Here is a 22,981-nt window from a genome sequence, read left to right as displayed (position 1 = left end):
CCGGTGTCGGTGGGCGGTGGCCCGTGGCGGTGCGCCGTGCGGTGCGGCAGGCCGCTGTGTTCGCGGGCGTCAGCGGCGATCGCGTGGGGTGGCGCCGGGGCGGTTGCGGGGGTGGTCGCGGGCGGTGCGTTCGTTGCCCCGGCGGTAGTTGCCTGTCCAGCGGGCCATGACCAGTTGGGGGTCGGGGGCCGTCTCCACCTCGGCGAGGAACTGGGCGGCTCGCGGTCCGCGCAGGGTGGTGGCCCCCCGGCCGTGGTGGGTGATGGTGGCGATGCCGTCGGAGTGCTGCTCGTAGGTGAATCCCTGGGGGCGTGGCATGCGCGGATGCTAGCCCGGACGGCCGATCAGCCGCCTCGGCTTTTCGCCCACCTCGTCGAGGCCTGGAGGCGGGGGCCGGCCCGGTCACGCCTCCAGGCGGCTCAGCGCCCGCATGGCCTCGCGTTCGAGGCGGGCGAGATCGCCGAGGACCGTGCCGGCCTCGTCGAGGTGCCGCTCCTCACCTGACTCACCGGCCTTCTCGATCAGTGCCGCCACGTGCGTCCACAGGATGGCCGCCTCGGTGTACAGGGTGTGCCCGGTGCGCAGACGGCCGTCACCGAGCAGGTCGGCGCTCTCGGCGAGGAAGTCGCGGTACAGGTTGCGGAAGAGGGCGCCGCCGGTGCCCGCCTTCTCCATCAGGAGGGCGGCCTGAGGCAGGTCCCGCTCCGGGTGGTCGGTGCGCCGGAGCCAGGTCCGTACCCGCTTGCCCGCCGTCTCGATGCCTCGATGGCCCAGGTTGGCGATGGGCGGGTCGAGGAAGGCGTCGGCGCAGGCGGTGACGGCGGGGACGATCCGGTCCCGTGGGGAGGGCGCGTCACGCGGAGCGGTGAGGGTGAAGGAGCGGTGCCTGGCGCTCATCGGGCCCCGTGCGGCCCTGGCCCTGGCGAGACCGGTCAGGCTGGTGGACACCGCTCCGCCCTGCTGCTCGGTGTCCACCAGCAGGGCGTTGCGGTCGTCGTAGCCGTACAGGGCGACGACATGGCCGGCGAAGTGGACCTTCGATGTGAAGTAGTCCAGGTGGTAGCTGTCGAGCTGCAGCCCGACCGGCGTACCGGCGTCGACGAGGGCCGTCACGTTCTCCCAGGCCCGGCGGGGTGAACCGGTCTCGCGCACCTGGAGCTCCAGCCCGAGCCGGTCGGCGAGGTTCCTGGTGAGTTCGAACGGCTTGACGCGCCCTCCGAGGAAGGGAAAGTCCATGTTCTTGCTGTCCCAGTAGATGAAGGACAGCCCGGAGCCGAGCCCGAACAGCATGGGCTCGGACAGATCGAGCCCCTGGTGCCGCAGCAGCACGCCCAGCACCGTGGTCTCGCAGTGGTGCGTACCGCGAGCATCGACACCCCGCACTTCGGTCATGCCGCCCCTCCTCGACAGGATGATCACGGCGGTCGTCGGTTCTCCCCGCGGTGCGCCGCTGGGCCCGGGGCCCGGAGGCAGTTCTACAACGGGTGCGCGGCGCCGACCAGTTCTGCGGCGCCGACCAGTTCTGTCGAGTGGAACCGGGTACCAGGCGTGTCCGGACACGGGAGCGGGCGGGCCCGTTCGGTGCCCGCCCGCTCCTTCCGTACGACGTACGGCCCTCGTTTCCCGTACGGCGTACGAACCTGTGCGCGCTCAGTACGGCCAGATCGGCGGGTCGGTCACGAAGTGGCCGCCCAGGTTGGCGTGCGCCTCGTTCTCGGGGTCCAGGTCGCCCTGCTCGGCGATCAGCTTCTCGGCGTACGGCTCGGAGTCGTCCCGCGGGTCGTAGCCGAGGGCGCGGGCGGTGGAGAGGTCCCACCACAGGCGGGTGTTGGCGGAGGAGCCGTAGACCACGGTGTGACCGACGTGCTCGGCGGTCAGGGCCGCGTGGAAGAGGCGGGCACCGTCGGCCGGGCTCATCCAGAGTGAGAGCATGCGGACGCTGGTGGGCTCGGGGAAGCAGGAGCCGATGCGCACGGAGACGGTCTCCAGTCCGTGCTTGTCCCAGTAGAGCTGGGCCATGTCCTCGCCGAAGGACTTGGACAGGCCGTAGAAGGTGTCGGGGCGGTGCGGGGTGTCGACCGGGACCAGCGGGTCCCGGCCCTGCGGACGGGGTGTGTAGCCCACCGCGTGATTGGAGGAGGCGAAGACGATCCGGCCCACGCCCTCCTCGCGGGCGGCCTCGTACAGGTTGTACGTCCCCTCGATGTTCGCCTTGAGGATCTTCTCGAAGGAGGCTTCCAGGGAGATGCCCGCGAGGTGGATGATCGCGTCGAGGCCCCGTACGGCCTCGCGCAGGGCCGCCTTGTCGGCGAGGTCGGCCGTGATCGCGTCCGGCTCGCCCTCGATCGGCACCAGGTCCAGAAGGCGCAGCTCGTAGCCGTGGGCCGGGAGCAGCTCCCGCATCAGGGTGCCGAGTCCACCGGCGGCGCCGGTGAGCAGAACGGTGCGGGGAGCGGGCATCCGGGGAACTCCTTGCATCGCCATCTGTGCACATGGGCGTCCGACATTCACATTCGTGGACACGCTAGGGAGTGCGGGTCGCCTGCGTCAAGTGGGGCGCGCGGCGGTGGGCCGAAGGCGTGAAATCGCTGGTGCGGCGCGGGTTGTCCGGCTTGACCGGTGCCAGGAGGGCGCCTTAGCGTGCTCTTGTTCAGAAATGTAAACACTGATCAGCGACATGGACTTGGGAGAGCGCGTGACGTCAGCCCCTCTCGCCGCCCGGCTCAGGGTCCCCAGCGGACCGCTGTTCTTCCCCGTCACGGCGTACGGGCCGGACGGCACGGTCGACCTCGACGCCTATCGCGCGCACGTCCGGCAGGGTGTGGAGGCCGGGGCCGCGGCGGTCTTCGCCTGCTGCGGCACCGGCGAGTTCCACGCGCTCACTCCCGAGGAGTTCCAGGAGTGCGTACGGGCGGCCGTCACCGAGACGGCCGGACGGGTGCCCGTCGTGGCCGGCGCGGGCTACGGCACCGCCCTGGCCGTGCGCTACGCCCGCCTCGCCGAGGAGGCCGGCGCCGACGGTCTGCTGGCCATGCCGCCGTACCTCGTCGTGGCCGCCCAGGAGGGCCTGCTGCGCCACTACCGCGCACTCGCCGCGGCGACCTCCCTGCCGGTCGTCGTCTACCAGCGCGACAACGCGGTCTTCACCCCGGAGACCGTCGTCGAGCTGGCCCGCACCGAAGGCATCGTGGGCCTCAAGGACGGCCTCGGCGACCTCGACCTGATGACGCGGATCGTGAGCGCGGTGCGCGCCGAGGTACCTGAGGGGTTCCTGTACTTCAACGGTCTGCCGACCGCCGAGCTGACCCAGCCGGCGTACCGGGCCGTCGGGGTCCCCCTGTACTCCTCGGCCGTCTTCTGCTTCGTCCCGGAGATCGCCCTCGCCTTCCACCAGGCGCTGGAGACCGGCGACCGTACGATCGTGGAACGGCTGCTCGACGGGTTCTACCGGCCCTTCGTCGAACTCCGTGCCCGCGGACGCGGCTATGCCGTGTCACTGGTCAAGGCCGGGGTACGGCTACGGGGGCTGGACGTGGGAGAGGTACGGCCGCCGCTGCACGAGCCGGCCGAGGAAGACGTCAAGCAACTGGGCCAGTTGATCGAGCGCGGGTACGCGCTGGCGGAGTCCGGACAGTAGACGGACCCCGCGAGGCACGAGGAGCACTTGGAGGGCAAGTGAAGGCGTCGACGTTCGTCTACCCGTGGGACGTCAACGGGGACCCGGCCGCCGCGGAGCGCGTCGCCGGACTGGGCGTGCGGCAGGTGACGCTCGCCTCCGCGTACCACTCCACGCGCGCGCTCACCCCCCGCCACCCCCGGCAGCGCATCGTCACCGCCGAGCACGCGGCCGTGCTGTACCCGCCGGGCGAGCGCTGGGAGGGCCGTACGCTGCGGCCGTACCCGGCGGGGGAGTGGGCGCCGGGCGACGCGTTCGGGAAGGCGGCCGGGGCCCTGGCCGCCGCCGGTCTGGAGGTGCACACCTGGGTCGTCCTGGCCCACAACTCCCGCATGGGCGCCGAGCATCCCTCGACCTCCGTGGTCAACGCGTACGGGGACCGGTATCCCTGGGCGCCGTGCGTCGCGCAGCCGGCGACCCGCGAGTACCTCGTCGATCTGGCGGTGGAGGCGGCGGTCCGGCCGGGAGCCCTGGGCACGGAGCTGGAGTCGCTCGGCTGGTACGGGATCTCCCACCTGCACGCCCACGACAAGACGGCGGGGGTCGGGCTGGGGGACGCCGGGCAGTACCTGATGTCGCTGTGTTTCTGCGTGACCTGCCGCGACGGGTACGCCGGGATCGGCCAGGACCCCGACGAACTGGCGGCGGCCGTCCGCGACGGGCTGGAGCCGCTGTGGCGGGGCGAGGCCGTCGACGAGGGCTGGCCGGCCGTCGAGAAGCTCCTCGGTGCGGAGCGGGCCGCGGGCACGCGCGTGTGGCGCGACGCGATCGCCCGCTCGCTCCAGGAGGAGGCCGTCACGGCGGTGCGGGCCGCCGCGCCGGAGGGTTTCCAGATCCTGCTGCACGCGGACCCGGTGACGTACCACTGCGGGGCGAACCCCGGGGTGGACCCGAAGCACGTCCTCGGCGTCGCCGACGGCGTCGTCGTCCCGTGCGCGGGCGGGCCGGGGCTGCTGCCCGCGTTCGCGGAGGTCGGTGCGGAGGGGGCCGTGCTGGCCGCCAACTTCGGTGTGGTGTCGGGTATGGGCGGCAGTCCGGTGACCCTGGCCGAGGACGCGGGGCGGGCGGCGGAACTGGGAGCGACGGAACTGCGGCTCTACCACGCCGGGTTGGCTTCGGACCAGGACCTGGCGGCGGTGCGGGAGGCGTTGACGGCGGTGGGGTGACCCGGGGCCTCGTACGGCCCGCGCCCCTCCGGGGGCGCGGGGAACCGCGCACCGCACCGCCACCGACCGTCGGACGCGGCTAGCCCTTCGTGCCGGGCTTCCAGTCCTGGGCGAGGAGCCCGAGCACCACCTCGTCCAGGAACTCGCCCATCACCCAGGCCGAGGAGCGCAGCACGCCCTCGCGGACGAAGCCGTTGCGCTCGGCGGAGCGCAGCATCGCGGTGTTGTCCGACAGGGTCTCGATCTGCAGCCGGTGCAGACCGCGCACGACGAAACCGTAGTGGCACAGCACCGCGACCACGTCGGTGCCGTAGCCCTTGCCGCGCGAGGACGGCAGCAGCCCCAACCCGACGTGCGCGGACCGGTGGTGAGTGTCGATGCCCCACAACGTGGCGGTGCCGACCAGCGTGCCGCCCTCCAGCTCGACCACGGAGAACGGGACGCGCCCCTGCTCCTTGTCGTCCACCACGAGCCGCGGATCCTTCGAGCCGGGCGTGATCGGCCGCCACGGCGCGGCTTCGGCGCGCGCGGCGTTTACCACGTCGTCGTAGAGCTCGGCCCGCAGAACCGGTATGTCGTCGTCGTGACGGGCCCTCAGCCCGACCTTGTCGCCCTTCAGCATGTCGGCTTCCTATCCGACGGGGCCGACCTGCGGCAAACCGATTGGCAGTCGGCCGCGCCGGTCACGGGCCAGGACGGCGGGCCCGGCGGGCTCAGTGGAAGCAGAGGCAGAACGGATGGCCGGCCGGGTCCGCGTAGACCCGCCAGTTGGCCCCCGGACGGAGCTGGTCCGTCCGCTCCAGGACGGTCGCGCCGAGGGCGAGCGCGCGCCTCTCCTCCCCGTCGAGGTCGTCCACGTCGAAGTCCAGGTGGACTTGTTGCGGGCGCTCCTGACCGGGCCATTCGGGCGGTCGGTAGCCGTCCACCCGCTGGCAGGCCAGCGGTGTCCCCTCGAACCCGTGCACCTCGACCCAGTCGGGTTCCTCCGGCTTCGCGACCACCCGGCCGCCGAGCAGGTCCGCGTAGAACCGCGCGAGCAGAACCGGATCAGCGCAGTCCAGCGCGACCGCCTGCAGCTTTCGAATCACTTCCGACGTCCTCCCTCTCCGGCCGCTCGCGCGGCGCCCGTACGGGCCGGTGCGTACCCGCCCTCCCGGCGGACATGCGCGCCGGCACCCCGGGCCGCCGCCGTTGCTCATCCGGAACGGCGTCTCAGCCCGGCCGCCGTCCCCAGGCACAGCGCCCTCACCCCCGCCGACAGCACCTGGAGGTCGATCAGTTGCACCAGGCCCGCGCCGATCGCCGAGCCCACCGCCGTCGGGGCGAAGAGCAGGGTGTGGGCGGTGGCGGTGGTGCGGCCCAGCAGGTGCGGCGGGTCCGGCGCTGGACCGTGGTGAGCGTGGCGACCAGGACGCAGGGGAGACCGAGGCTGATCGCGTCCGTAGAGGCCGTCGCGCGGCGAGCGATGAGTTCCGGGCGGACCGGGGGTCTACATGGGCAAGGGGGGCACGTCTGTGAGGAGCAGCGGATGACCGACCACGACACCAGCGGCACCAGCGACACCACTGGCACCACCGACACCACCGACACCACCGACACCAACGACACCAACGACACCACGACCCTCGACCTGGGCCCCCAGACCCGCGTCGTCGCCCGGCTCGTTCGGGGCGTCAGGGATGGGCAGCTCATGGACCCGACACCGTGCCCGGACTACGCGGTGCGCCATCTGCTGGGGCATCTGCTCGGCCTCGCCGTCGCCTTCCGTGACGCGGGCCGGAAGGACCTCGGTCCCACGACGGACACCGACCCACAGGCGGCCCTGCCGGACGTCGGCCCCGACTGGCGGGAGGCCCTGCCCGTGGTGCTCGACGAGCTCGCCGAGGCCTGGCGCGACCCGGCCGCCTGGACCGGTGACACCAGGGCCGGCGGGGTGTCGCTGCCGGGCGCCGTCGCCGGTGCCGTGGCCGTCGACGAACTCGTCGTGCACGGCTGGGACCTCGCGCGGGCGACCGGTCAGGCCTACGACCCCGATCCGGCCGCCCTCGCCGCCACACACTCCTTCCTCGATGCCGCGATCGACGACCCGGGGCGCGGCGAGATCTTCGGCCCCGTGGTGCCCGTGCCGGACGACGCGCCGCTGCTCGACCGTGTGATCGGGTTGAGCGGACGCGATCCGATGTGGAAGCCATAGGGCAACGGCGCGAGCAACCCACGAAAGAACGCGCAGAACGCGGCACGGGCCCCCACCCGCCTCCGTACGCTCCCCCACATGCCCCTGAGCCTCACCGTCCTCGGCACCGCCTCACCGCATCCCGGCCCGGACCGGCCCGCCTCCGGCTATCTGCTGCGCGGTGGGGGCGCCGAGATATGGGTGGACGCGGGATTCGGTACCTTCGCAGAGTTGCAACGGCACACGGACCCCACCCGGCTCACGGCGATCTGGATCTCCCACCTGCACGCGGACCACAGCGCCGACCTGGTGGCCGCGGTGTACGGGTTCGCGTACGGCGGCCTGACCCTGCCCGCGCCCCTGCCGGTCTACGCGCCCGGCGACTGCGCGCGGCGGCTCGCGGGGTTCTTCGGGCGGTCGGACACGGAGTTCCTGGACGCGGTCTTCGACTTCCGCCCCCTGTACGACGGCCACACCGTACGGCACTGGAACCTCACCCTCACCGCCCGCGCCGTGGTCCACGACGTGGAGTCGTACGGGCTGCGGGCCGAGTGCCAGGGGCGGGTGTTCGCCTACTCGGGAGACAGCGGGCCGTGCGAGGCGCTGCACCTCCTGGCGGGCGGCGCCGACCTCTTCCTGTGCGAGGCGGACCTCGACACACATCGCGATGGCGAACCCCGGGTGCATCTCACGCCGGAGGAGGCCGGGACGTACGCCGAGGGCGCGAGCCGGCTGCTCGTCACGCATGTGGGGCCCACGCTGACCACCGAGGCGGCGACCGGGCGGGCAGCCGCGGTCTTCGGGGGTCCCACCGAGAGCGCGCGTGAGGGCGACACCAAGATCGTGTGACCGCGTGCACATCTTCTTCTGTCAGAGGCATTGACGAAACGACGGCTCCCTCCCTACCTTCAACGCGTCGTACTTCGTACGTCATATATGAGACGCGATACGGGAGATCTCATACGTGGGATCCCGTACGTAACATTCGAGAGGCGCGCATGACCTCTGTGCCCACGCCGATCCCGTCCCGCACGCAGTTCGTGCTGGAGGGGATCAAACACCGCATCCTGACCGGTCAGTTGACGCCCGGTCAGGCCCTGGTCGAGACCGAGCTGGCCGCGCAGTTCGGGGTGTCCAAGACGCCCGTGCGCGAGGCGCTGAAGACGCTGGCCGGCACCGGCCTCGTCGTGATGAGCCAGTACAAGGGCGTCACGGTGCGCATGGTGGACGCGGACATGGCGCGCGAGGTCTACGACGTACGGCTGCTCCTGGAGCCGGAGGCCCTGCGGCGCTCGGTGCGCCGCGGTGCCCCCTGGGACGCGGCGAGCGACGCGCTGGCCAGGGCCGACGAGGCCACGGACACCGCCGAACGGTCGCTGGCCAACCGGGAGTTCCACCGCGCGCTGTACGTACCGTGCGGCAACCCCCTGCTCGGCCGAATGCTCGACGAGGTGCGTGACCAGGCAGCGCTCGTCTCGGCCGTGGCCTGGGCGGCCGACCCCTCCTGGGAGCGGGAGGCCGCCGAGCACCGGGAGATCCTGCGGCTCGCCCTCGACGGCGACGCCGACGGCGCCGCCGCCGCCCTGCACGCGCACATCGCCTCCTTCGTGGAGCGGGCCTTCCCCGAGGCCCGTGACGCCGACGGGGCCCGGCACCCGCACCAGACCTAGGGACCGCGAGCCCCGCCCCGCACAGCCCGCGAAACCAAGCAAGCCACCGAGTCCACGAGGTCAGTGAGCGGCGAAGCCGCACAGCCTCCGCAGTCCTCGAAGAGGAAGGTCATCCATGAGCAGCGTGACGTTCGAGACCCAACGGACGGCCCTGGCCGACGTGGTGGCCATCCCGGTGACTCCGTTCGCCGAGGACGGCACCGTCGACCAGGGCGCCCACCGGGCCCTGCTGCGTCGGCTGCTCGACGGAGGGATCACCACCCTCACCCCGAACGGCAACACCGGTGAGTTCTACGCCCTCACCCCCGAGGAGCGCCGTCTGGTCACGGAGCTGACCATGGACGAGGTCGGCGACCGGGCGGTGATCCTGGTCGGCGTCGGACACGACGTGCCGACCGCGATCGCCTCCGCCGAGCACGCCCGCGAGGTCGGCGCACAGATGGTGATGGTCCATCAGCCGGTGCACCCCTATGTCTCGCAGGGCGGCTGGGTCGACTACCACCGGGCGATCGCCGAGGCCGTGCCCGAGCTGGGCGTGGTGCCCTACATCCGCAACGCCCAGCTCACCGGCGCCCGCCTCACCGAACTCGCCGACGCCTGCCCGAACGTGGTCGGAGTGAAGTACGCCGTCCCGGACGCCGCCCGCTTCGCCGCCTTCGCACGCGACGCCGGCCTGGAGCGCTTCGTCTGGGTGGCCGGGCTCGCCGAGCCGTACGCGCCCTCCTACTTCTCGGCCGGCGCCACCGGCTTCACCTCGGGTCTGGTGAACGTCGCCCCGGCCGTTTCGCTGAACATGATCGAAGCGCTTCGATCGGGCGACTTCCCGGCCGCGATGAAGGTTTGGGAGCAGATCCGCCGCTTCGAGGAGCTGCGCGCCGCCCACGGCTCAGCCAACAACGTGACCGTCGTCAAGGAGGCCCTCGCCTCCCTCGGCCTCTGCCGCCGCGACGTCCGGGCGCCCAGCAGGGAGCTGCCCGAGGCCGAGCGCGCGGAGGTCTCCGCCATAGCCGCCGGGTGGTCGATATGAAGAAGCCGGAAGAACTGAGGAGCCACCAGTGGTACGGCACGGACGGGCTGCGCTCCTTCAGCCACCGGGCCCGCACCCGCCAGCTCGGCTATCTCCCCGAGGAGCACCTGGGCAAGCCGGTCATCGCGATCCTCAACACCTGGTCCGACATCAACCCCTGTCATGTGCACCTCCGTGACCGCGCTCAGGCGGTCAAGCGGGGCGTCTGGCAGGCGGGTGGCTTCCCGCTGGAGTTCCCGGTCTCCACCCTCTCCGAGACCTTCCAGAAGCCGACCCCCATGCTCTACCGCAACATGCTCGCGATGGAGACCGAGGAGCTGCTGCGCTCGTACCCGGTCGACGGGGCCGTGCTGATGGGCGGCTGCGACAAGTCGACCCCGGCGCTGTTGATGGGCGCGGCGAGCGTCGACCTCCCCGCCGTCTTCGTGCCGGCCGGCCCGATGCTGCCGGGCCACTGGCGCAACGAGGTGCTCGGCTCCGGCACCGACATGTGGAAGTACTGGGACGACAAGCGCGCCGGGCTCATCGGCGACTGCGAGATGACCGAGCTGGAGTCCGGTCTGGCGCGCTCACCGGGCCACTGCATGACCATGGGGACGGCTTCCACGCTCACCGCCGCCGCCGAGGCCCTCGGGGTCACGGTTCCGGGAGCGTCCAGCATCCCGGCCGTCGACTCGGGCCATGACCGCATGGCCGCCGCCGCCGGACTCCGGATCGTCGAACTGGTCCACAAGGACCGGAAGCTGAGCGACATCCTCACCGCCGACGCCTTCGAGGACGCGGTCACCACCGTCCTGGGACTCGGCGGCTCCACCAACGCGGTCATCCATCTGATCGCCATGGCCGGGCGTGCGGGCGTCAAGCTCACCCTCGACGACTTCGACCGCATCGCCCGTACGGTCCCGGTGCTCGCCAACGTCCGGCCCGGCGGCCGGACGTACCTGATGGAGGACTTCCACTTCGCGGGCGGCCTGCCAGGCTTCCTGTCCCGGATCACCGACCTGCTCCACCTGGACCGGCCGACCGTCTCGTACGACACGATGCGCGAGCAGCTCGACGGCGCGCTCGTCCACAACGACGACGTGATCCGCACCCGGGACAACCCGGTCGCCACCGAGGGTGGCGTCGCCGTCCTGCGCGGCAACCTCTGCCCGGACGGCGCGGTCATCAAGCACATCTCCGCCGAGCCGCACCTGCTCAAGCACACCGGTCCGGCCGTCGTCTTCGACGACTACCGGACGATGCAGCGAACCATCAACGACCCCTCGCTCGGCATCACCGCCGACAGCGTGCTGGTGCTGCGCAACGCCGGCCCCAAGGGCGGTCCCGGCATGCCCGAGTACGGGATGCTGCCCATCCCCGACCACCTGCTGAAGCAGGGCGTACGGGACATGGTGCGGATCTCCGACGCCCGGATGAGCGGCACGAGCTACGGCGCCTGCGCCCTGCACGTGGCACCGGAGTCGTACGTCGGCGGACCCCTCGCCCTCGTGCGGACCGGCGACTCGATCACCCTCGACGTCGAGGCCCGCACCCTCCAGGTCAACCTGGACGACGAGGAGCTGGAACGCCGACGAGCCGAGTGGACCCCACCGCCCACCCGCTACGAACGCGGCTACGGCGCCCTCTACAACGACCAGATCACCCAGGCCGACACCGGCTGCGACTTCGAGTTCCTCGCCAGACCGGGCAAGGTCCCGGACCCGTACGCGGGCTGAACGATGTGACGCCGGGTGCCAACAAGGGGGCGCGGGGAACTGCGCGAACAACCCCGACGCACCCGCACCCGCCACCCAACCGCAGGTGGCACCCCGTACCGCGCGATCCAGCACACCCATGCAGATCGAGAAAGCGCTTCCTGCACGACAACGCACCACGACGTACCCAGAAACGGAGCCCCAGTCATGGCCCAAGCCGCAGCCGTGGCGAAACCCCCCACGCCACCCCGGCGGAGCCGTGCGCGCCGTGCCTCCGCGACCCCGCGCAGGCTGCCCTACCTGCTGATCGCCCCGGCCGCCCTGCTCATGCTGGGCTTCATCGCCTACCCGGTCATCAGCGTCTTCTACTACAGCCTGCAGCACTACAACCCCACCAAGCCCTGGCGGAACGGCTTCGCCGGCTTCGACAACTTCGTCCACGCCTTCACCGAGGACCCGCTGTTCTGGGACACCCTGGTCTTCAGCGCCAAGTGGGTGATCGTCGAGGTCTCGCTGCAGCTGCTGTTCGGTCTCGCCCTCGCGCTGATCGTCAACCAGACGTTCGTCGGCCGCGCCGTCGGCCGCGCGCTGGTCTTCTCGCCCTGGGCCGTCTCCGGGGTGCTGACCTCCGCGATCTGGGTGCTCCTCTACAACTCCCAGACCGGCATCAGCCGTTACCTCGCGGACATGGGCATCGGCGAGTACGGCACCAGCTGGCTCTCCGACACCTCCACCGTCTTCTCGGCGGCGATCGTCGCCGACCTGTGGCGCGGTGTCCCCTTCTTCGCGATCCTCATCCTCGCCGACCTCCAGTCCATCTCGAAGGACCTCTACGAGGCCGCCGAGGTCGACGGCGCCAGCCGCGTCCGGCAGTTCATCCACATCACGCTGCCGCACCTCAAGGACGCGATCATCCTCTCCACGCTGCTGCGCGCGGTGTGGGAGTTCAACAACGTCGACCTGCTCTACACGTTGACGGGTGGCGGACCGGCCGGAGTGACCACGACCCTCCCGCTGTACATCGCCAACACCTCCGTCGACGCCCACAACTTCGGTTACGCGTCCGCCCTCACCACGGTCGCGTTCGTGATCCTGCTCTTCTGCTCGATGGTCTATCTGCGGCTGAGCAAGTTCGGAGGCGAGTCCAAGTGATCACCAAGGACGCCGAGAGGACCGTACCGGTGACGTCCGCGCCCGCGGCCGAGGAGCCCCCGCAGCGGCCCGGCAAGGTCCGCCGGGCCTGGGACGAGGTGCCGCGCTGGCAGATCTACCTGCCGCTGGGGATCTATCTGGTCTTCACCCTCGTCCCCTTCTACTGGATCCTGCTCTTCGCGCTGCGCAAGCCCGGCTCGACCTCGCTCGTGCCCTGGCCGATCACCTTCGAGCACTTCGAGAAGGTGTGGAACGAGCGGTCCTTCGGCACCTACTTCCAGAACAGCATCCTGGTCGGTGTCGTCACCCTGCTGATGACCACCCTGGTCGCCCTGGCCGGCGGTTACGCCCTCGCCCGCTTCGACTTCAAGATCAAGCGCGGGTTCATGCTGGCGCTGCTCTGCTCCCAGTTCGTGCCGGGCGCGCTGCTCCTGGTGCCGCTGTTCCAGATCTTCGCCGAGCTGCGGATGATCAACTCGCTCGGCAGCGTCATCCTCGCCGAGACGGTCTTCCAGCTGCCGCTGTCGATCATCCTGATCAGCAACTTCATCAAGAACGTGCCGTACTCCCTGGAGGAGGCGGCCTGGGTGGACGGCTGCAACCGGTTCACCGCGTTCCGGGTGGTCGTACTGCCGCTGCTACGGCCCGGTCTGATCGCCGTCGGCTCCTTCGCCTTCGTGCACTCCTGGAACCACTTCCTGTTCGCCCTGATGTTCCTCAGCAACCAGGAGAAGCAGACCATTCCGGTCGGCCTGAACACCCTGCTCAGCGCCGACAGCGTCGACCTGGGCGCGCTGGCGGCCGGCGGCATCATCGCCGCCGTCCCGGTGGTCATCGTCTTCGCCTTCATCCAGAAGTGGCTCATCACGGGCTTCAGCGCCGGGGCGGTGAAGGGATGAGGCCACGGGGGCTCGCCACGCGCAGAGCCGTGCAACTGGTCGCTCTGGCAGGGGTGTTGGGCCTCACGCTCACCACCCCGGCCGGGGCGGAGTCCCGGGACATCAGCCGGGACACGCTCGCGGCGGACGACGGCTGGGCCGCGGCCGACGGTGGAACCACGGGGGGTTCCACCGCCGACGACGCCCACGTCTTCACCGTACGCACCCGCGGCGAGCTGGTCCGCGCGCTGGACGGCGGCAGCGCCACCCCGAAGATCATCCGCATCGCCGGGACCATCGACGCCAACACCGGGGACGACGGCCGCCGGCTCGACTGCGCCGACTACGCGACCGACGGCTACGACCTGAAGAAGTACCTGGCCGCGTACGACCCGCGCGTCTGGGGCGCCGCCAAGCCCAGCGGCCCCCAGGAGGAGGCCCGCCGGGCGTCGGCGGCGAAGCAGCGCGAGCGGGTCGAACTGGCCGTCGGCTCCAACACCACGATCGTCGGCCTCAGGGGCGCGGTGCTCAAAGGCGCGAGCCTCCAGCTCAAGGGCGTGGACAACGTCATCGTCCGCAACCTCGAACTCCGCGACGCCTACGACTGCTTCCCCGTCTGGCAGCCCAACACCGGCGGCCTCGGCGACTGGAAGACCGCGTACGACAACATCTGGGTGAGCGGCTCCAGCCACGTCTGGGTCGACCACGTCACCGTCTCCGACAAGGGGCACCCCGACGAGGACGAGCCCACCTACTTCGGCCGCAACTACCTCCGCCACGACGGCCTGCTCGACATCACCAACGCCTCCGACCTGGTCACCGTCTCCTGGAGCCGCTTCGTCGACCATGACAAGGGGATGCTCATCGGCAGCGGGGACACGGCCACCGGCGACCGGGGCAAGCTCCGGGTGACGCTGCACCACAACCAGTTCGAGAACGTCGTGCAGCGCGCCCCGCGCGTCCGCTTCGGACAGGTGCACGTCTACAACAACCGGTACGTCGTCCCGGCCGACGCCCACGACTACCGCTACTCCCTGGGAGTCTCCACCGAGTCCGCCGTGTACGCCGAGAACAACGCCTTCACCACACCCGGCCACGTCGAGGTCGCCGACCTGGTGAAGAACTGGAACGGCACCGCCCTCCACCAGACGGGCACCCTCTTCAACGGCTATCCGGTGGATCTCCTGGCCATCCACAACGCCTACAACTCCGGCAGCGAGCGTGATCTCACGGCCGACGTGGGCTGGACACCTACCCTGCACCAGAAGATCGACAGCGCCGTCAAGGCCGACCGAGAGGTGGCACGCGGCGCGGGCGCAGGGAGGATCCGATGACCACCAAGACGTACGAGAACCCGCTTCCGCTCGTCCTCGCGGGCGCCCGGGGCCACGGCCGCTGGCACCTGGAGAACATCCGGCGTCTGGCGGACAAGGGGATCGTCCGGCTCGCGGGCATCTGCGAGCTGACGCCGCTGGGCGCGGACGAGATCCCGGACGGCCTCGGCACCCCCGAGCAGTCCGCCGACTTCGGGGCGCTCCTCGACTCCACGGGCGCCGCGATCGCGGTGATCTGCACGCCCATCCCCACCCACACCGACCTGGCCCTCACGGCGGCCGAGCGGGGCGTCCACATCCTGCTGGAGAAGCCGCCGGCCCCCTCCTACGCCGAGTTCCGCCGGATGGCCGACGGGGTGGCCGCCGCCGGAGTGGTCTGCCAGATCGGCTTCCAGTCGCTGGGCTCGCACGCCGTGCCCGCGATCCGGCGGATGGTCGCCGACGGCTTGATCGGTGAGGTCGTCGGCATCGGCGGCGCCGGGGCCTGGGCCCGCGCCGAGGCCTACTACCGGCGGGCCCCCTGGGCCGGCAAGCGTCGCCTGAACGGCGTCGACGTGATCGACGGGGCACTGACCAACCCCCTCGCGCACGCCGTCGCCACCGGGCTCGCGCTCGGCGGCGCGGGCCGCGCCGAGGACGTCACCGCCATCGAAACCGAACTGCTGCGGGCCAACGACATCGAGTCCGACGACACCTCGTGCGTACGGGTCACCACCGCCGACGGCGGCCGGATCACCGTCGCCGCCACGCTGTGCGCCGAGAACCCGGGCGACCCCTACAACGTCGTCCACGGCACCAGCGGCCGGATCACCTTCTGGTACAAGCAGGACCGCGTCCTCGTCCAGCGGGCCGGGCACGGCCCGGAGGAGATCGAGTACGGCCGCACGGACCTGCTGGAGAACCTCGTCGACCATCTCGTCGACGGCACCGATCTGCTGGTCCCACCGGACACGACCGGCGCTTTCATGAAGGTCGTCGAGGCGATCCGGGTCGCCCCGGATCCGATCGCGCTCCCGGCCGAAGCCTGGCACAAGCTGCCCGACGAGGACCGGCGGGTCGTCGACGGCATCGACGCCCTCGTCACGGCCGCCGCCGACAACCTCGCCCTCTACTCCGAGCTGGGCGCCCCCTGGGCGCTCCCCGAAGCTCCAGCGAAAGAGGTGAGCACATGATGACGACCGACGAGTCCCTGGTCCTGCGTGTGGCGGGCCGGCCGGTGGGCCGTTACCTCACCCGGCCCGAGCTGCCGGACCGGCTCTCCCCGCGTCCCTTCCTGCACCCTGTCACCACCCTGTCCGGTACGGCGGTCACCGAACTGAGCCCCGCCGACCACCTCCACCACCTCGGCGTCGGTGTCGCCGTTCCCGACGTCGAGGGGCACAACTTCTGGGGCGGACGCACCTACGTCCGAGACCAGGGCCCGACCGAGCTCGACAACCACGGCGCCCAGCGCCACACCGCCTTCCAACTGCGCGACCCCGACGGCTTCGTCGAGGAACTGCGCTGGGTGGCCTCCGGCCGGGAACTGCTGCGTGAGCGCCGTACCGTCGCGGCCACCGAACTAACCGACACCGCCTGGGCGTTGGACTTCACCTTCTCCCTCACCAACACCACCGGCGCGCCGGTGTCGATCGGCAGCCCCGCCACCAACGGCCGCCCCGGCGCCGCGTACGGCGGCTTCTTCTGGCGGGCCCGCAAGGAGGACCGGGCACCCCGTGTCTTCACCGCCGACGCCGAGGGCGAGTCCGGGGTGCACGGCGCCCGCGCCGACTGGCTCGCCCTGGCCGGCGGCCACTGGACGCTCGTCTTCGCGGGGGCCACCGACACCACCCGCCGCGACCCCTGGTTCGTGCGCGCCGACGAGTACCCGGGCGTCGGCTCCTCCCTCGCCCACACCGAGCGGCTCCCGGTCGAGCCGGGGGAGACGGTGGTACGCCGGGTCGTCACCGTCGTCGCCGACGGCACCCTCGACCGGGGCGAGGCGGCGGCCCTCGTCCGCAAGGCGGTGAGCCCGTGAGCGAGACGCTCGCCGCGACCGCTGTGGGAGCCGCCGCCGCCACCTCCGTCGGCGCGACCCCCGCCACCGCCGTCGCCCCCGCCTTCTCCGCCGACCGGGGCGACGGGACGTACCGCAATCCGATCCTCGACGCCGACTGGTCCGACCCCGATGTCCTGCGCGTGGCCGACGACTTCTACATGACGGCCTCCAGCTTCGGCCGGGCCCCGGGCCTTCCCCTGCTCCACTCCCGGGACCTGGTCAACTGGACGCTCGTCGGCCACGCGCTCCCACTCCTCGAACCGGCCGCCGAGTTCAAGGTTCCGCGTCACGACTGCGGGGTGTGGGCGCCCTCGCTGCGCCACTTCGACGACCGGTTCTGGATCTTCTGGGGCGACCCCGACCACGGCATCTATCAGGTGAACGCCCCGGGAATCAGGGGCCCTTGGACCCGCCCGCACCTGGTCAAGGAAGGCAAGGGACTCATCGACCCCTGCCCGCTGTGGGACGAGGAGACCGGCGAGGCGTACCTCGTGCACGCGTGGGCCAAGTCCCGCTCCGGGATCAAGAACCGGCTCACCGGGCACCGGATGCGACCCGACGGCACCGGGCTGCTCGACGAGGGCAAGGTCGTCGTCGACGCGGACCGGCTCCCCGGCTGGTTCACCCTCGAAGGGCCCAAGCTCTACCACCACGACGGCTGGTACTGGATCTTCGCCCCCGCCGGGGGAGTGGAGACCGGCTGGCAGGGCGTCTTCCGCTCCCGCGAGTTCTTCGGCCCGTACGAGGAGCGGGTCGCCCTGGAGCAGAAGGACACCGAGGTCAACGGGCCGCACCAGGGCGGCTGGGTGCGCACGGCGGCCGGCGAGGACTGGTTCCTGCACTTCCAGCAGCGGGGCGCGTACGGCAGGGTCGTCCATCTCCAGCCGATGCGCTGGGGGCAGGACGGCTGGCCGGTGCTCGGCGACGAGGGCGCTCCCGTCGCCGAGCACCGCAAGCCGGAGCTGCCCCCGCAGCCGGCGGCCGCGCCCGCCACCGACGACGACTTCCCCGGCGGCCGCTTCGGACGCCAGTGGCAGTGGACCGCGAACCCCCAGGACGGCTGGGCCACCCAGCACTCCGGGGACGGGCTGCGGCTCACGTGCGTGCGCTCTGTGCACACGCACGACCTGCGGAAACTGGCGAATGTGCTCACACAGCGGCTGCCGGGGATCCCGGCGGTCATCGAGGTCGGGCTGAGGCTCGACAGCGAGGAGCCGGGGGCACGGGCCGGGCTGGCCGTGCTGGGGGACGCGTTCCGCTGGATCGGACTCCAGCGGGGCGCCGACGGGGCCGTGCACCTGGTGCACCGGTTCGCCGAGACCGTGGCCGAACGGGAACGGGACGCCGACCATCCGCGCTCGGCGCCCGAGGGACGGGTCCGGCTGCGGATCGAGACCTCGGCCGGGGCCCGCTGCCGGTTCTCCTACGACGTCGGGGAGGGGTGGGAGTCCTCGGGGCAGGTCTTCGCCGCGACCCCCTGGCGCTGGGTCGGTGCCCTGCTCGGCCTCTTCGCGGTCGCGCCCACCGGCGGGGGGCACGCCGGGGCGGCCACGTTCACACAGTTCCGGATCGTCCGTTCGTAGCTCGACTCATGTACCTGTACGTCTGTTGGGAGCCGCAATGACGCACCCCCTCCGTAGCAAGCGCTTGCCCGAGCCGCCGGGGTCACGACCCCGACCCGGCCGGGCCCTGGTCACGGCCGCCGTCCTGGTGGCCGGGCTGGGCCTCGGAACCATCGCCCCTGCCGAGGCTTCCCCGAGAACCGCGCCCGCCGCCGACTCGGCCGGAACCGCCGGCACCGCCGGTACCGCCGGTGCCGGGGCGCCCGGCCGCTGGAGTGACGAACCCCATGGCTTCGCCTCTCTCGCCGGCGGTACCACCGGCGGCGCGGGCGGCAAGGTGGTGACGGTCACCGACCACGCCTCGCTGAAGAAGTACGCCTCCGCCGAGGAACCGTTCGTGATCCGGGTCAAGGGGGCGATCGACGTCGACCCCTTCGGCTCTGACATCGTCGTGGCCTCGAACAAGACGCTGATCGGCGTCGGGAGCACCGGTGAGATCGTCCACGGCGAACTGCACCTGAACCCCGGCACCAGCAATGTGATCATCCGTAACCTGACGATCCGCGACAGCTACGTCGAGGGCGACTGGGACGGCAAGACGAACGACTTCGACGCGATCCAGATGGACACCGTCGACCACGTCTGGATCGACCACAACCGCTTCGAGCACATGGGCGACGGCCTCCTCGACATCCGCAAGGACAGCCGGTACGTCACCGTCTCCTACAACCAGTTCAAGGACCACAACAAGGCCATCGGGATCGGCTGGACGACCAACGTCCAGACCGAGATCACCATCGACCACAACTGGTTCACCGGCACCAAACAGCGCAACCCCTCCGCCGACAACTGCGCCTACGCGCACCTCTACAACAACTACCTGTCGGCGCAGGTGGCCGACGGCGACCCCGTGTGGACGTACGGGAACTGGGCGCGCGGCAAGACCAAGATGGTCATCGAGAACAGCTACTACTCCGGTGTCCAGCACCCCTACCAGGCCGACGCCACCGCCGAACTGGTGCAGCGCGGCTCGATCCTGAAGAACGTCAGCGGGCGCAAGGACGCCTGGGGCAAGGCCTTCAGGCCGAAGGACTTCTACCACTACCGGCTGGACCCGGCCGCGGCCGTCCCCGCGCTGGTCACCCGGTTCTCCGGCCCGCAGAAGAACCTCGGCACGAACACCGTGCTGAACGTCCCCGCCGACTACCCGACCGTGCAGGCCGCTGTGGACGCCGTGCCCGCCGGCAACGACGGCACGGTCACCCTGCGCGTAGCGCCCGGTACCTACCGCGAGAAGGTCTTCGTCCCCGCGAACAAGCCGAATCTGGTGCTGCAGGGGACTGGACGGCACCGCTCGGACACCGTCATCGTCTACGACACGCCCGCCGAGTACGGCGGTTCCACCGGCAGCGCCACCGTCCGGATCGCCGCCAGTGACGTGACCGTCCGCAACATCACCTTCAACAACGACTTCGACGAGGCCGCGCACGAACTGAAGGGCGAGCAGGCGCTGGCGATGAAGACGACCGGTGACCGGATCGTCTTCGAGAACACGGGCTTCCTGGGCAACCAGGACACCCTGATGACCGAGAGCCCCAAGCTTGAGGTCCAGAGCCGGGTCTACATCCGCGACTCGTACATCGAGGGCGACGTCGACTTCATCTACGGTCGCGCGACCACGGTCATCGAGCGCTCCGTGATCAGGGCGCTGAACCGGGGCTCGACCACCAACAACGGCTGGATCACGGCCGCGTCGACCTGGAAGGACAACCCGTACGGCTTCCTGATCACCAGGTCGAAGGTGGTCAGTGACGCGCCCGCCGGGTCGTTCCACCTCGGTCGGCCCTGGCACCCGGGCGGCCAGCCGGACGCCATCGCCCAGGTGCTGTTCCACGACACCTACCTGCCCGCCGCGATCAAGTCGTCGCCGTGGACCGACATGAGCGGCTTCTCGTGGAAGGACGCGAGGTTCGCGGAGTACGGCACCTACGGCCCGGGCGCCGGGGTGACCGCCGACCGGCCGCAGCTCCCGGCCGCCGAACTTCCGAATCACACGGTCGCCAAGTACCTCGCGGGCACGGACGGTTGGGCGCCGCATCGGGTGCGCGCCGCCCGCTGAGTCCGCTCCCTGGACGGAACAGACCCCCCACAACTTCATAACCCTCGTATCCAGAAGAAGAGAGCCGTTCAATGAAGATCAGCAATCGCAGAAGCAGGCGGGCCGCCGCGGCCATCGCCCTGGGATCCGTGCTCGCGCTGACCGCCACCGCCTGCGGTGACGACGGCAGCGGCGCGGGCGGCGACAAGGGCTCCGAGGGCAGCGGCAAGGGCGAGATCGTCTTCTGGGACAACAACGGCGGTGTCCGCACCGACATCTGGAAGGAGATCATCGCCGACTTCGAGAAGGCCAACCCGGACATCGACGTCGAGTACGTCGGGATCGCCTCCACCGAGTACCAGTCCAAGGTCGACACCGCCCTTCAGGGCGGCGGGCTGCCCGACGTCGGCGGTGTCGGCGCGGCCATGGCCGCCGGGTTCGCCGCGCAGGGCGCGCTGGAACCGCTCGAGGACCGGCTCTCCAAGTCCTCGCTCAACGGCAAGCTCAACGAGGCGATGATCGAGTCGCTGAAGTCCGCCGGCGGCGGCGACGCCCTGTACTCGATCCCGACCTCCGCCAACAACGGCGTCCTGTACTACCGCACCGACCTGTTCAAGGCGGCGGGCCTGGCGGAGCCGACGGACTGGGACAAGTTCTACGAGGCGGCCGAGAAGCTCACCGACAAGGACGAGAACAAGTTCGGCTACACCATCCGCGGTGGCGCCGGCTCCATCGCCCAGGCGCTGGACGCGATGTACGGACAGTCCGGGATCACCTCGTTCTGGGACGCGAGCGGTGAGAAGACCACCGTCAACGACCCGAAGAACGTGGCGGCGCTGGAGAAGTACGCGGCTCTCTTCAAGAAGACCACCCCGGCCGCCGACCTCAACAACGACTTCACCAAGATGGTCGCCCAGTGGGACTCGGGCACCATCGGCATGCTCAACCACAATCTCGGCTCCTACCAGGACCACGTGAAGGCGCTCGGCGTCGACAAGTTCCGGGGAATCCCGCAGCCGACCGGCCCCGGGGGCAAGCGCGTCCAGGTCTCCAACCCGGTCGACGGCCTCGGCCTGTTCAAGAGCTCCAAGAACAAGGAAGCGGCCTGGAAGTTCATCGAGTTCGCCGTCTCGGCCGCGGAGAACTCCAAGTGGAACGAGTCCGCGGGCGCGGTGCCGGCGAACACGGATGCCGCCAAGGACGCCTGGATCTCCAAGGCCGAGCCGACCAAGCTGGCCGCCGAGGCGCTGTCCGACGGCTCCACGACGATCGTCCAGCTGCCGTACTACCTGCCGGACTGGAACACCATCTCCAAGTCCGACAACGAGCCCGCCTTCCAGAAGGTGCTGAGCGGGTCGATGAGCGCGAAGGACTTCCTGGACACGCTGGCGGACCAGCTGAACGAGGCCCAGAAGGAGTGGACCAAGCAGAAGGCCGCCTCGTAGTCGGCGGAGGTCGGTGTCGGCTGCCCTCCGTACGTGGCTCGGCCGCCCGCGGCCGAGCCACGATCAAGCACGGCCCCCGCGCCCCCGAAGCGCGGGGTCACCCCCACTGTGAGAAGCACGGCCGAACGCTCCCCCTGCAATCCGTGTTCGGCACCCTGTTGAGAAAGGCTCCCCCTCTCATGTCTCTCTCCCGCAGACAGGTCACCACCGCGGCCCTGGCCGCCGTCCCCCTCGCCGCCGCGGCCACGTCCGCCGCGGCCGCGCCCGCCGCGGCTGCCTCGGCCGTCCGCCAGGCAAGGAAGATCTACATCGCCGGTGACTCCACCGCCGCCCAGAAGTACACCAACGCCGCCCCCGAGACCGGCTGGGGCATGGCCCTGCCGTTCTTCCTCAACAACGGCCTGACGGTCTCCAACCACGCGCAGAACGGCCGGAGTTCGAAGAGCTTCATCGACGAGGGCCGTCTCGACGCCATCCTGCGCGTGATCCGGCCCGGCGACTTCCTCCTGATCCAGTTCGGCCACAACGACGCCAAGGTGGACGACCCCACCCGCTACACCGAGCCCTGGTCGACGTACCAGAGCTACCTGCGCCGGTACATCAGCGGCGCGCGGGCCCGCGGTGCCCGGCCGGTCCTGGCGACCTCCGTCGAGCGCAGGAAGTTCGACTCGGCCGGCAAGGCTGTGTCCACCCACGGCGACTACCCGGCCGCCATGCGCGCCCTCGCCACGCAGGAGGGGGTGACCCTGCTCGACATCCAGGCCCTGTCCATCGCCCTGTGGCAGCGACTGGGCGTCGAGCAGACCAAGACGTACTTCAACTGGACCGCGACCGAGCAGGACAACACGCACTTCAACCCTCCGGGGGCGATCGCCGTAGCCCGGATGGTGGCGAAGGAGTTGCTCCGTCACCGGGTGCTGACGCCCCAGGACACGCGTCGCCTCGACAGCGAGATCCCGGAGTCCTGGATCACCTGGCCCGCCGCGTAGCGCTCCGCTCACAGACCGGTTCCGACCGCGCGCCCGTTGCGGCGGGCGCGCGGTCCCCGCGCCCCTGACAGGGGCG

The 22,981-nt window shown here is 70.9% G+C and carries 21 protein-coding genes; 16 read left to right on the top strand and 5 right to left on the bottom strand.

The window, feature by feature from the left end; all coding sequences use genetic code 11:
- Positions 1-69: 69 nt before the first annotated feature.
- The 3 genes from ACFY9I_RS25695 to ACFY9I_RS25685 form a co-directional block, all read right to left on the bottom strand.
- Complete coding sequence (locus ACFY9I_RS25695; RefSeq protein ID WP_391005430.1) at positions 70-318, bottom strand: hypothetical protein; 249 nt, start codon at positions 316-318, stop codon at positions 70-72.
- Positions 319-402: 84 nt separating this feature from the next.
- Positions 403-1,392: a DUF4872 domain-containing protein gene (locus ACFY9I_RS25690; protein WP_391005428.1), complete on the bottom strand. Its 990-nt coding sequence runs from the start codon at positions 1,390-1,392 to the stop codon at positions 403-405.
- Positions 1,393-1,650: 258 nt separating this feature from the next.
- Entirely contained in the window at positions 1,651-2,460 is an 810-nt protein-coding gene (locus ACFY9I_RS25685) for an NAD-dependent epimerase/dehydratase family protein (protein WP_391005426.1), read from the bottom strand.
- Positions 2,461-2,677: 217 nt separating this feature from the next.
- On the opposite strand from ACFY9I_RS25685, the gene ACFY9I_RS25680 reads away from it, so the two are divergent.
- Together ACFY9I_RS25680 and ACFY9I_RS25675 are read left to right on the top strand one after the other, a co-directional pair.
- Positions 2,678-3,637: a 5-dehydro-4-deoxyglucarate dehydratase gene (locus tag ACFY9I_RS25680; RefSeq protein ID WP_391005424.1), complete on the top strand. Its 960-nt coding sequence runs from the start codon at positions 2,678-2,680 to the stop codon at positions 3,635-3,637.
- A gap of 38 nt (positions 3,638-3,675) precedes the next feature.
- Positions 3,676-4,842, top strand: coding sequence for a hypothetical protein (locus tag ACFY9I_RS25675; protein WP_391005422.1), 1,167 nt, complete (start codon positions 3,676-3,678; stop codon positions 4,840-4,842).
- A gap of 79 nt (positions 4,843-4,921) precedes the next feature.
- Here ACFY9I_RS25675 and ACFY9I_RS25670 read toward each other — a convergent pair whose 3' ends face one another.
- Entirely contained in the window at positions 4,922-5,464 is a 543-nt protein-coding gene (locus ACFY9I_RS25670) for a GNAT family N-acetyltransferase (RefSeq protein WP_391005420.1), read from the bottom strand.
- Positions 5,465-5,555: 91 nt separating this feature from the next.
- On the bottom strand, positions 5,556-5,930 hold the full coding sequence (locus tag ACFY9I_RS25665) for a VOC family protein (RefSeq protein WP_391005418.1): 375 nt from the start codon (positions 5,928-5,930) through the stop codon (positions 5,556-5,558).
- A gap of 440 nt (positions 5,931-6,370) precedes the next feature.
- Between ACFY9I_RS25665 and ACFY9I_RS25660 the strand changes: the two genes are divergently transcribed.
- The 14 genes from ACFY9I_RS25660 (at position 6,371) to ACFY9I_RS25595 (ending at position 22,905) form a co-directional block, all read left to right on the top strand.
- Complete coding sequence (locus ACFY9I_RS25660) at positions 6,371-7,036, top strand: TIGR03086 family metal-binding protein (protein ID WP_391005416.1); 666 nt, start codon at positions 6,371-6,373, stop codon at positions 7,034-7,036.
- A 78-nt stretch (positions 7,037-7,114) separates the two neighbouring features.
- Positions 7,115-7,864: an MBL fold metallo-hydrolase gene (locus tag ACFY9I_RS25655; protein WP_391005414.1), complete on the top strand. Its 750-nt coding sequence runs from the start codon at positions 7,115-7,117 to the stop codon at positions 7,862-7,864.
- A gap of 149 nt (positions 7,865-8,013) precedes the next feature.
- A complete protein-coding gene (locus tag ACFY9I_RS25650) occupies positions 8,014-8,685 on the top strand; it encodes an FCD domain-containing protein (protein ID WP_391005412.1) in 672 nt (223 codons plus the stop codon).
- A 115-nt stretch (positions 8,686-8,800) separates the two neighbouring features.
- Entirely contained in the window at positions 8,801-9,712 is a 912-nt protein-coding gene (locus ACFY9I_RS25645; RefSeq protein WP_391005410.1) for a dihydrodipicolinate synthase family protein, read from the top strand.
- A complete protein-coding gene (gene araD, locus ACFY9I_RS25640) occupies positions 9,709-11,430 on the top strand; it encodes an L-arabinonate dehydratase (RefSeq protein WP_391005408.1) in 1,722 nt (573 codons plus the stop codon). Before ACFY9I_RS25645 ends, araD begins: the two co-directional genes overlap by 4 nt.
- A gap of 186 nt (positions 11,431-11,616) precedes the next feature.
- Positions 11,617-12,561, top strand: coding sequence for an ABC transporter permease subunit (locus tag ACFY9I_RS25635; protein WP_391005406.1), 945 nt, complete (start codon positions 11,617-11,619; stop codon positions 12,559-12,561).
- A complete protein-coding gene (locus ACFY9I_RS25630) occupies positions 12,558-13,460 on the top strand; it encodes an ABC transporter permease subunit (protein WP_391005404.1) in 903 nt (300 codons plus the stop codon). Before ACFY9I_RS25635 ends, ACFY9I_RS25630 begins: the two co-directional genes overlap by 4 nt.
- Positions 13,457-14,773: a polysaccharide lyase family 1 protein gene (locus ACFY9I_RS25625; protein WP_391005402.1), complete on the top strand. Its 1,317-nt coding sequence runs from the start codon at positions 13,457-13,459 to the stop codon at positions 14,771-14,773. Before ACFY9I_RS25630 ends, ACFY9I_RS25625 begins: the two co-directional genes overlap by 4 nt.
- Positions 14,770-15,945 carry a Gfo/Idh/MocA family oxidoreductase gene (locus tag ACFY9I_RS25620; RefSeq protein ID WP_391005400.1) on the top strand — a complete coding sequence of 392 codons (1,176 nt, stop codon included), beginning with the start codon at positions 14,770-14,772 and terminating at the stop codon, positions 15,943-15,945. The genes ACFY9I_RS25625 and ACFY9I_RS25620 overlap by 4 nt, the downstream gene beginning before the upstream one ends.
- On the top strand, positions 15,945-16,790 hold the full coding sequence (locus ACFY9I_RS25615) for a DUF6807 family protein (protein ID WP_391005618.1): 846 nt from the start codon (positions 15,945-15,947) through the stop codon (positions 16,788-16,790). The genes ACFY9I_RS25620 and ACFY9I_RS25615 overlap by 1 nt, the downstream gene beginning before the upstream one ends.
- Entirely contained in the window at positions 16,787-18,394 is a 1,608-nt protein-coding gene (locus ACFY9I_RS25610) for a family 43 glycosylhydrolase (protein WP_391005398.1), read from the top strand. Before ACFY9I_RS25615 ends, ACFY9I_RS25610 begins: the two co-directional genes overlap by 4 nt.
- Before the next feature lie 37 nt (positions 18,395-18,431).
- Positions 18,432-20,492, top strand: coding sequence for a pectinesterase family protein (locus ACFY9I_RS25605; RefSeq protein WP_391005396.1), 2,061 nt, complete (start codon positions 18,432-18,434; stop codon positions 20,490-20,492).
- Positions 20,493-20,563: 71 nt separating this feature from the next.
- Positions 20,564-21,916 (top strand): extracellular solute-binding protein, encoded by a 1,353-nt coding sequence (locus ACFY9I_RS25600; protein WP_391005394.1) that lies wholly within the window; start codon positions 20,564-20,566, stop codon positions 21,914-21,916.
- A 179-nt stretch (positions 21,917-22,095) separates the two neighbouring features.
- Positions 22,096-22,905 (top strand): GDSL-type esterase/lipase family protein, encoded by an 810-nt coding sequence (locus ACFY9I_RS25595; RefSeq protein ID WP_391005392.1) that lies wholly within the window; start codon positions 22,096-22,098, stop codon positions 22,903-22,905.
- The last annotated feature ends 76 nt before the right edge of the window (positions 22,906-22,981 follow it).

This window comes from Streptomyces sp. NPDC012510, assembly GCF_042955065.1.
Taxonomy (GTDB): domain Bacteria; phylum Actinomycetota; class Actinomycetes; order Streptomycetales; family Streptomycetaceae; genus Streptomyces.
Note: the sequence above shows the minus strand (reverse complement) of the source record. Positions and strands in the feature narration are given on the sequence as shown.

Coding starts and splice junctions, on each gene's coding strand:
- ACFY9I_RS25655 (WP_391005414.1), top strand. CDS start 7,115: ATGCCCCTGAGCCTCACCGTCCTCGGCACCGCCTCACCGCATCCCGGC.
- ACFY9I_RS25600 (WP_391005394.1), top strand. CDS start 20,564: ATGAAGATCAGCAATCGCAGAAGCAGGCGGGCCGCCGCGGCCATCGCC.
- ACFY9I_RS25660 (WP_391005416.1), top strand. CDS start 6,371: ATGACCGACCACGACACCAGCGGCACCAGCGACACCACTGGCACCACC.
- ACFY9I_RS25605 (WP_391005396.1), top strand. CDS start 18,432: ATGACGCACCCCCTCCGTAGCAAGCGCTTGCCCGAGCCGCCGGGGTCA.
- ACFY9I_RS25650 (WP_391005412.1), top strand. CDS start 8,014: ATGACCTCTGTGCCCACGCCGATCCCGTCCCGCACGCAGTTCGTGCTG.
- ACFY9I_RS25620 (WP_391005400.1), top strand. CDS start 14,770: ATGACCACCAAGACGTACGAGAACCCGCTTCCGCTCGTCCTCGCGGGC.
- ACFY9I_RS25635 (WP_391005406.1), top strand. CDS start 11,617: ATGGCCCAAGCCGCAGCCGTGGCGAAACCCCCCACGCCACCCCGGCGG.
- ACFY9I_RS25680 (WP_391005424.1), top strand. CDS start 2,678: ATGGACTTGGGAGAGCGCGTGACGTCAGCCCCTCTCGCCGCCCGGCTC.
- araD (WP_391005408.1), top strand. CDS start 9,709: ATGAAGAAGCCGGAAGAACTGAGGAGCCACCAGTGGTACGGCACGGAC.
- ACFY9I_RS25625 (WP_391005402.1), top strand. CDS start 13,457: ATGAGGCCACGGGGGCTCGCCACGCGCAGAGCCGTGCAACTGGTCGCT.
- ACFY9I_RS25685 (WP_391005426.1), bottom strand. CDS start 2,460: ATGCCCGCTCCCCGCACCGTTCTGCTCACCGGCGCCGCCGGTGGACTC.
- ACFY9I_RS25595 (WP_391005392.1), top strand. CDS start 22,096: ATGTCTCTCTCCCGCAGACAGGTCACCACCGCGGCCCTGGCCGCCGTC.
- ACFY9I_RS25690 (WP_391005428.1), bottom strand. CDS start 1,392: ATGACCGAAGTGCGGGGTGTCGATGCTCGCGGTACGCACCACTGCGAG.
- ACFY9I_RS25645 (WP_391005410.1), top strand. CDS start 8,801: ATGAGCAGCGTGACGTTCGAGACCCAACGGACGGCCCTGGCCGACGTG.
- ACFY9I_RS25615 (WP_391005618.1), top strand. CDS start 15,945: ATGACGACCGACGAGTCCCTGGTCCTGCGTGTGGCGGGCCGGCCGGTG.
- ACFY9I_RS25670 (WP_391005420.1), bottom strand. CDS start 5,464: ATGCTGAAGGGCGACAAGGTCGGGCTGAGGGCCCGTCACGACGACGAC.
- ACFY9I_RS25695 (WP_391005430.1), bottom strand. CDS start 318: ATGCCACGCCCCCAGGGATTCACCTACGAGCAGCACTCCGACGGCATC.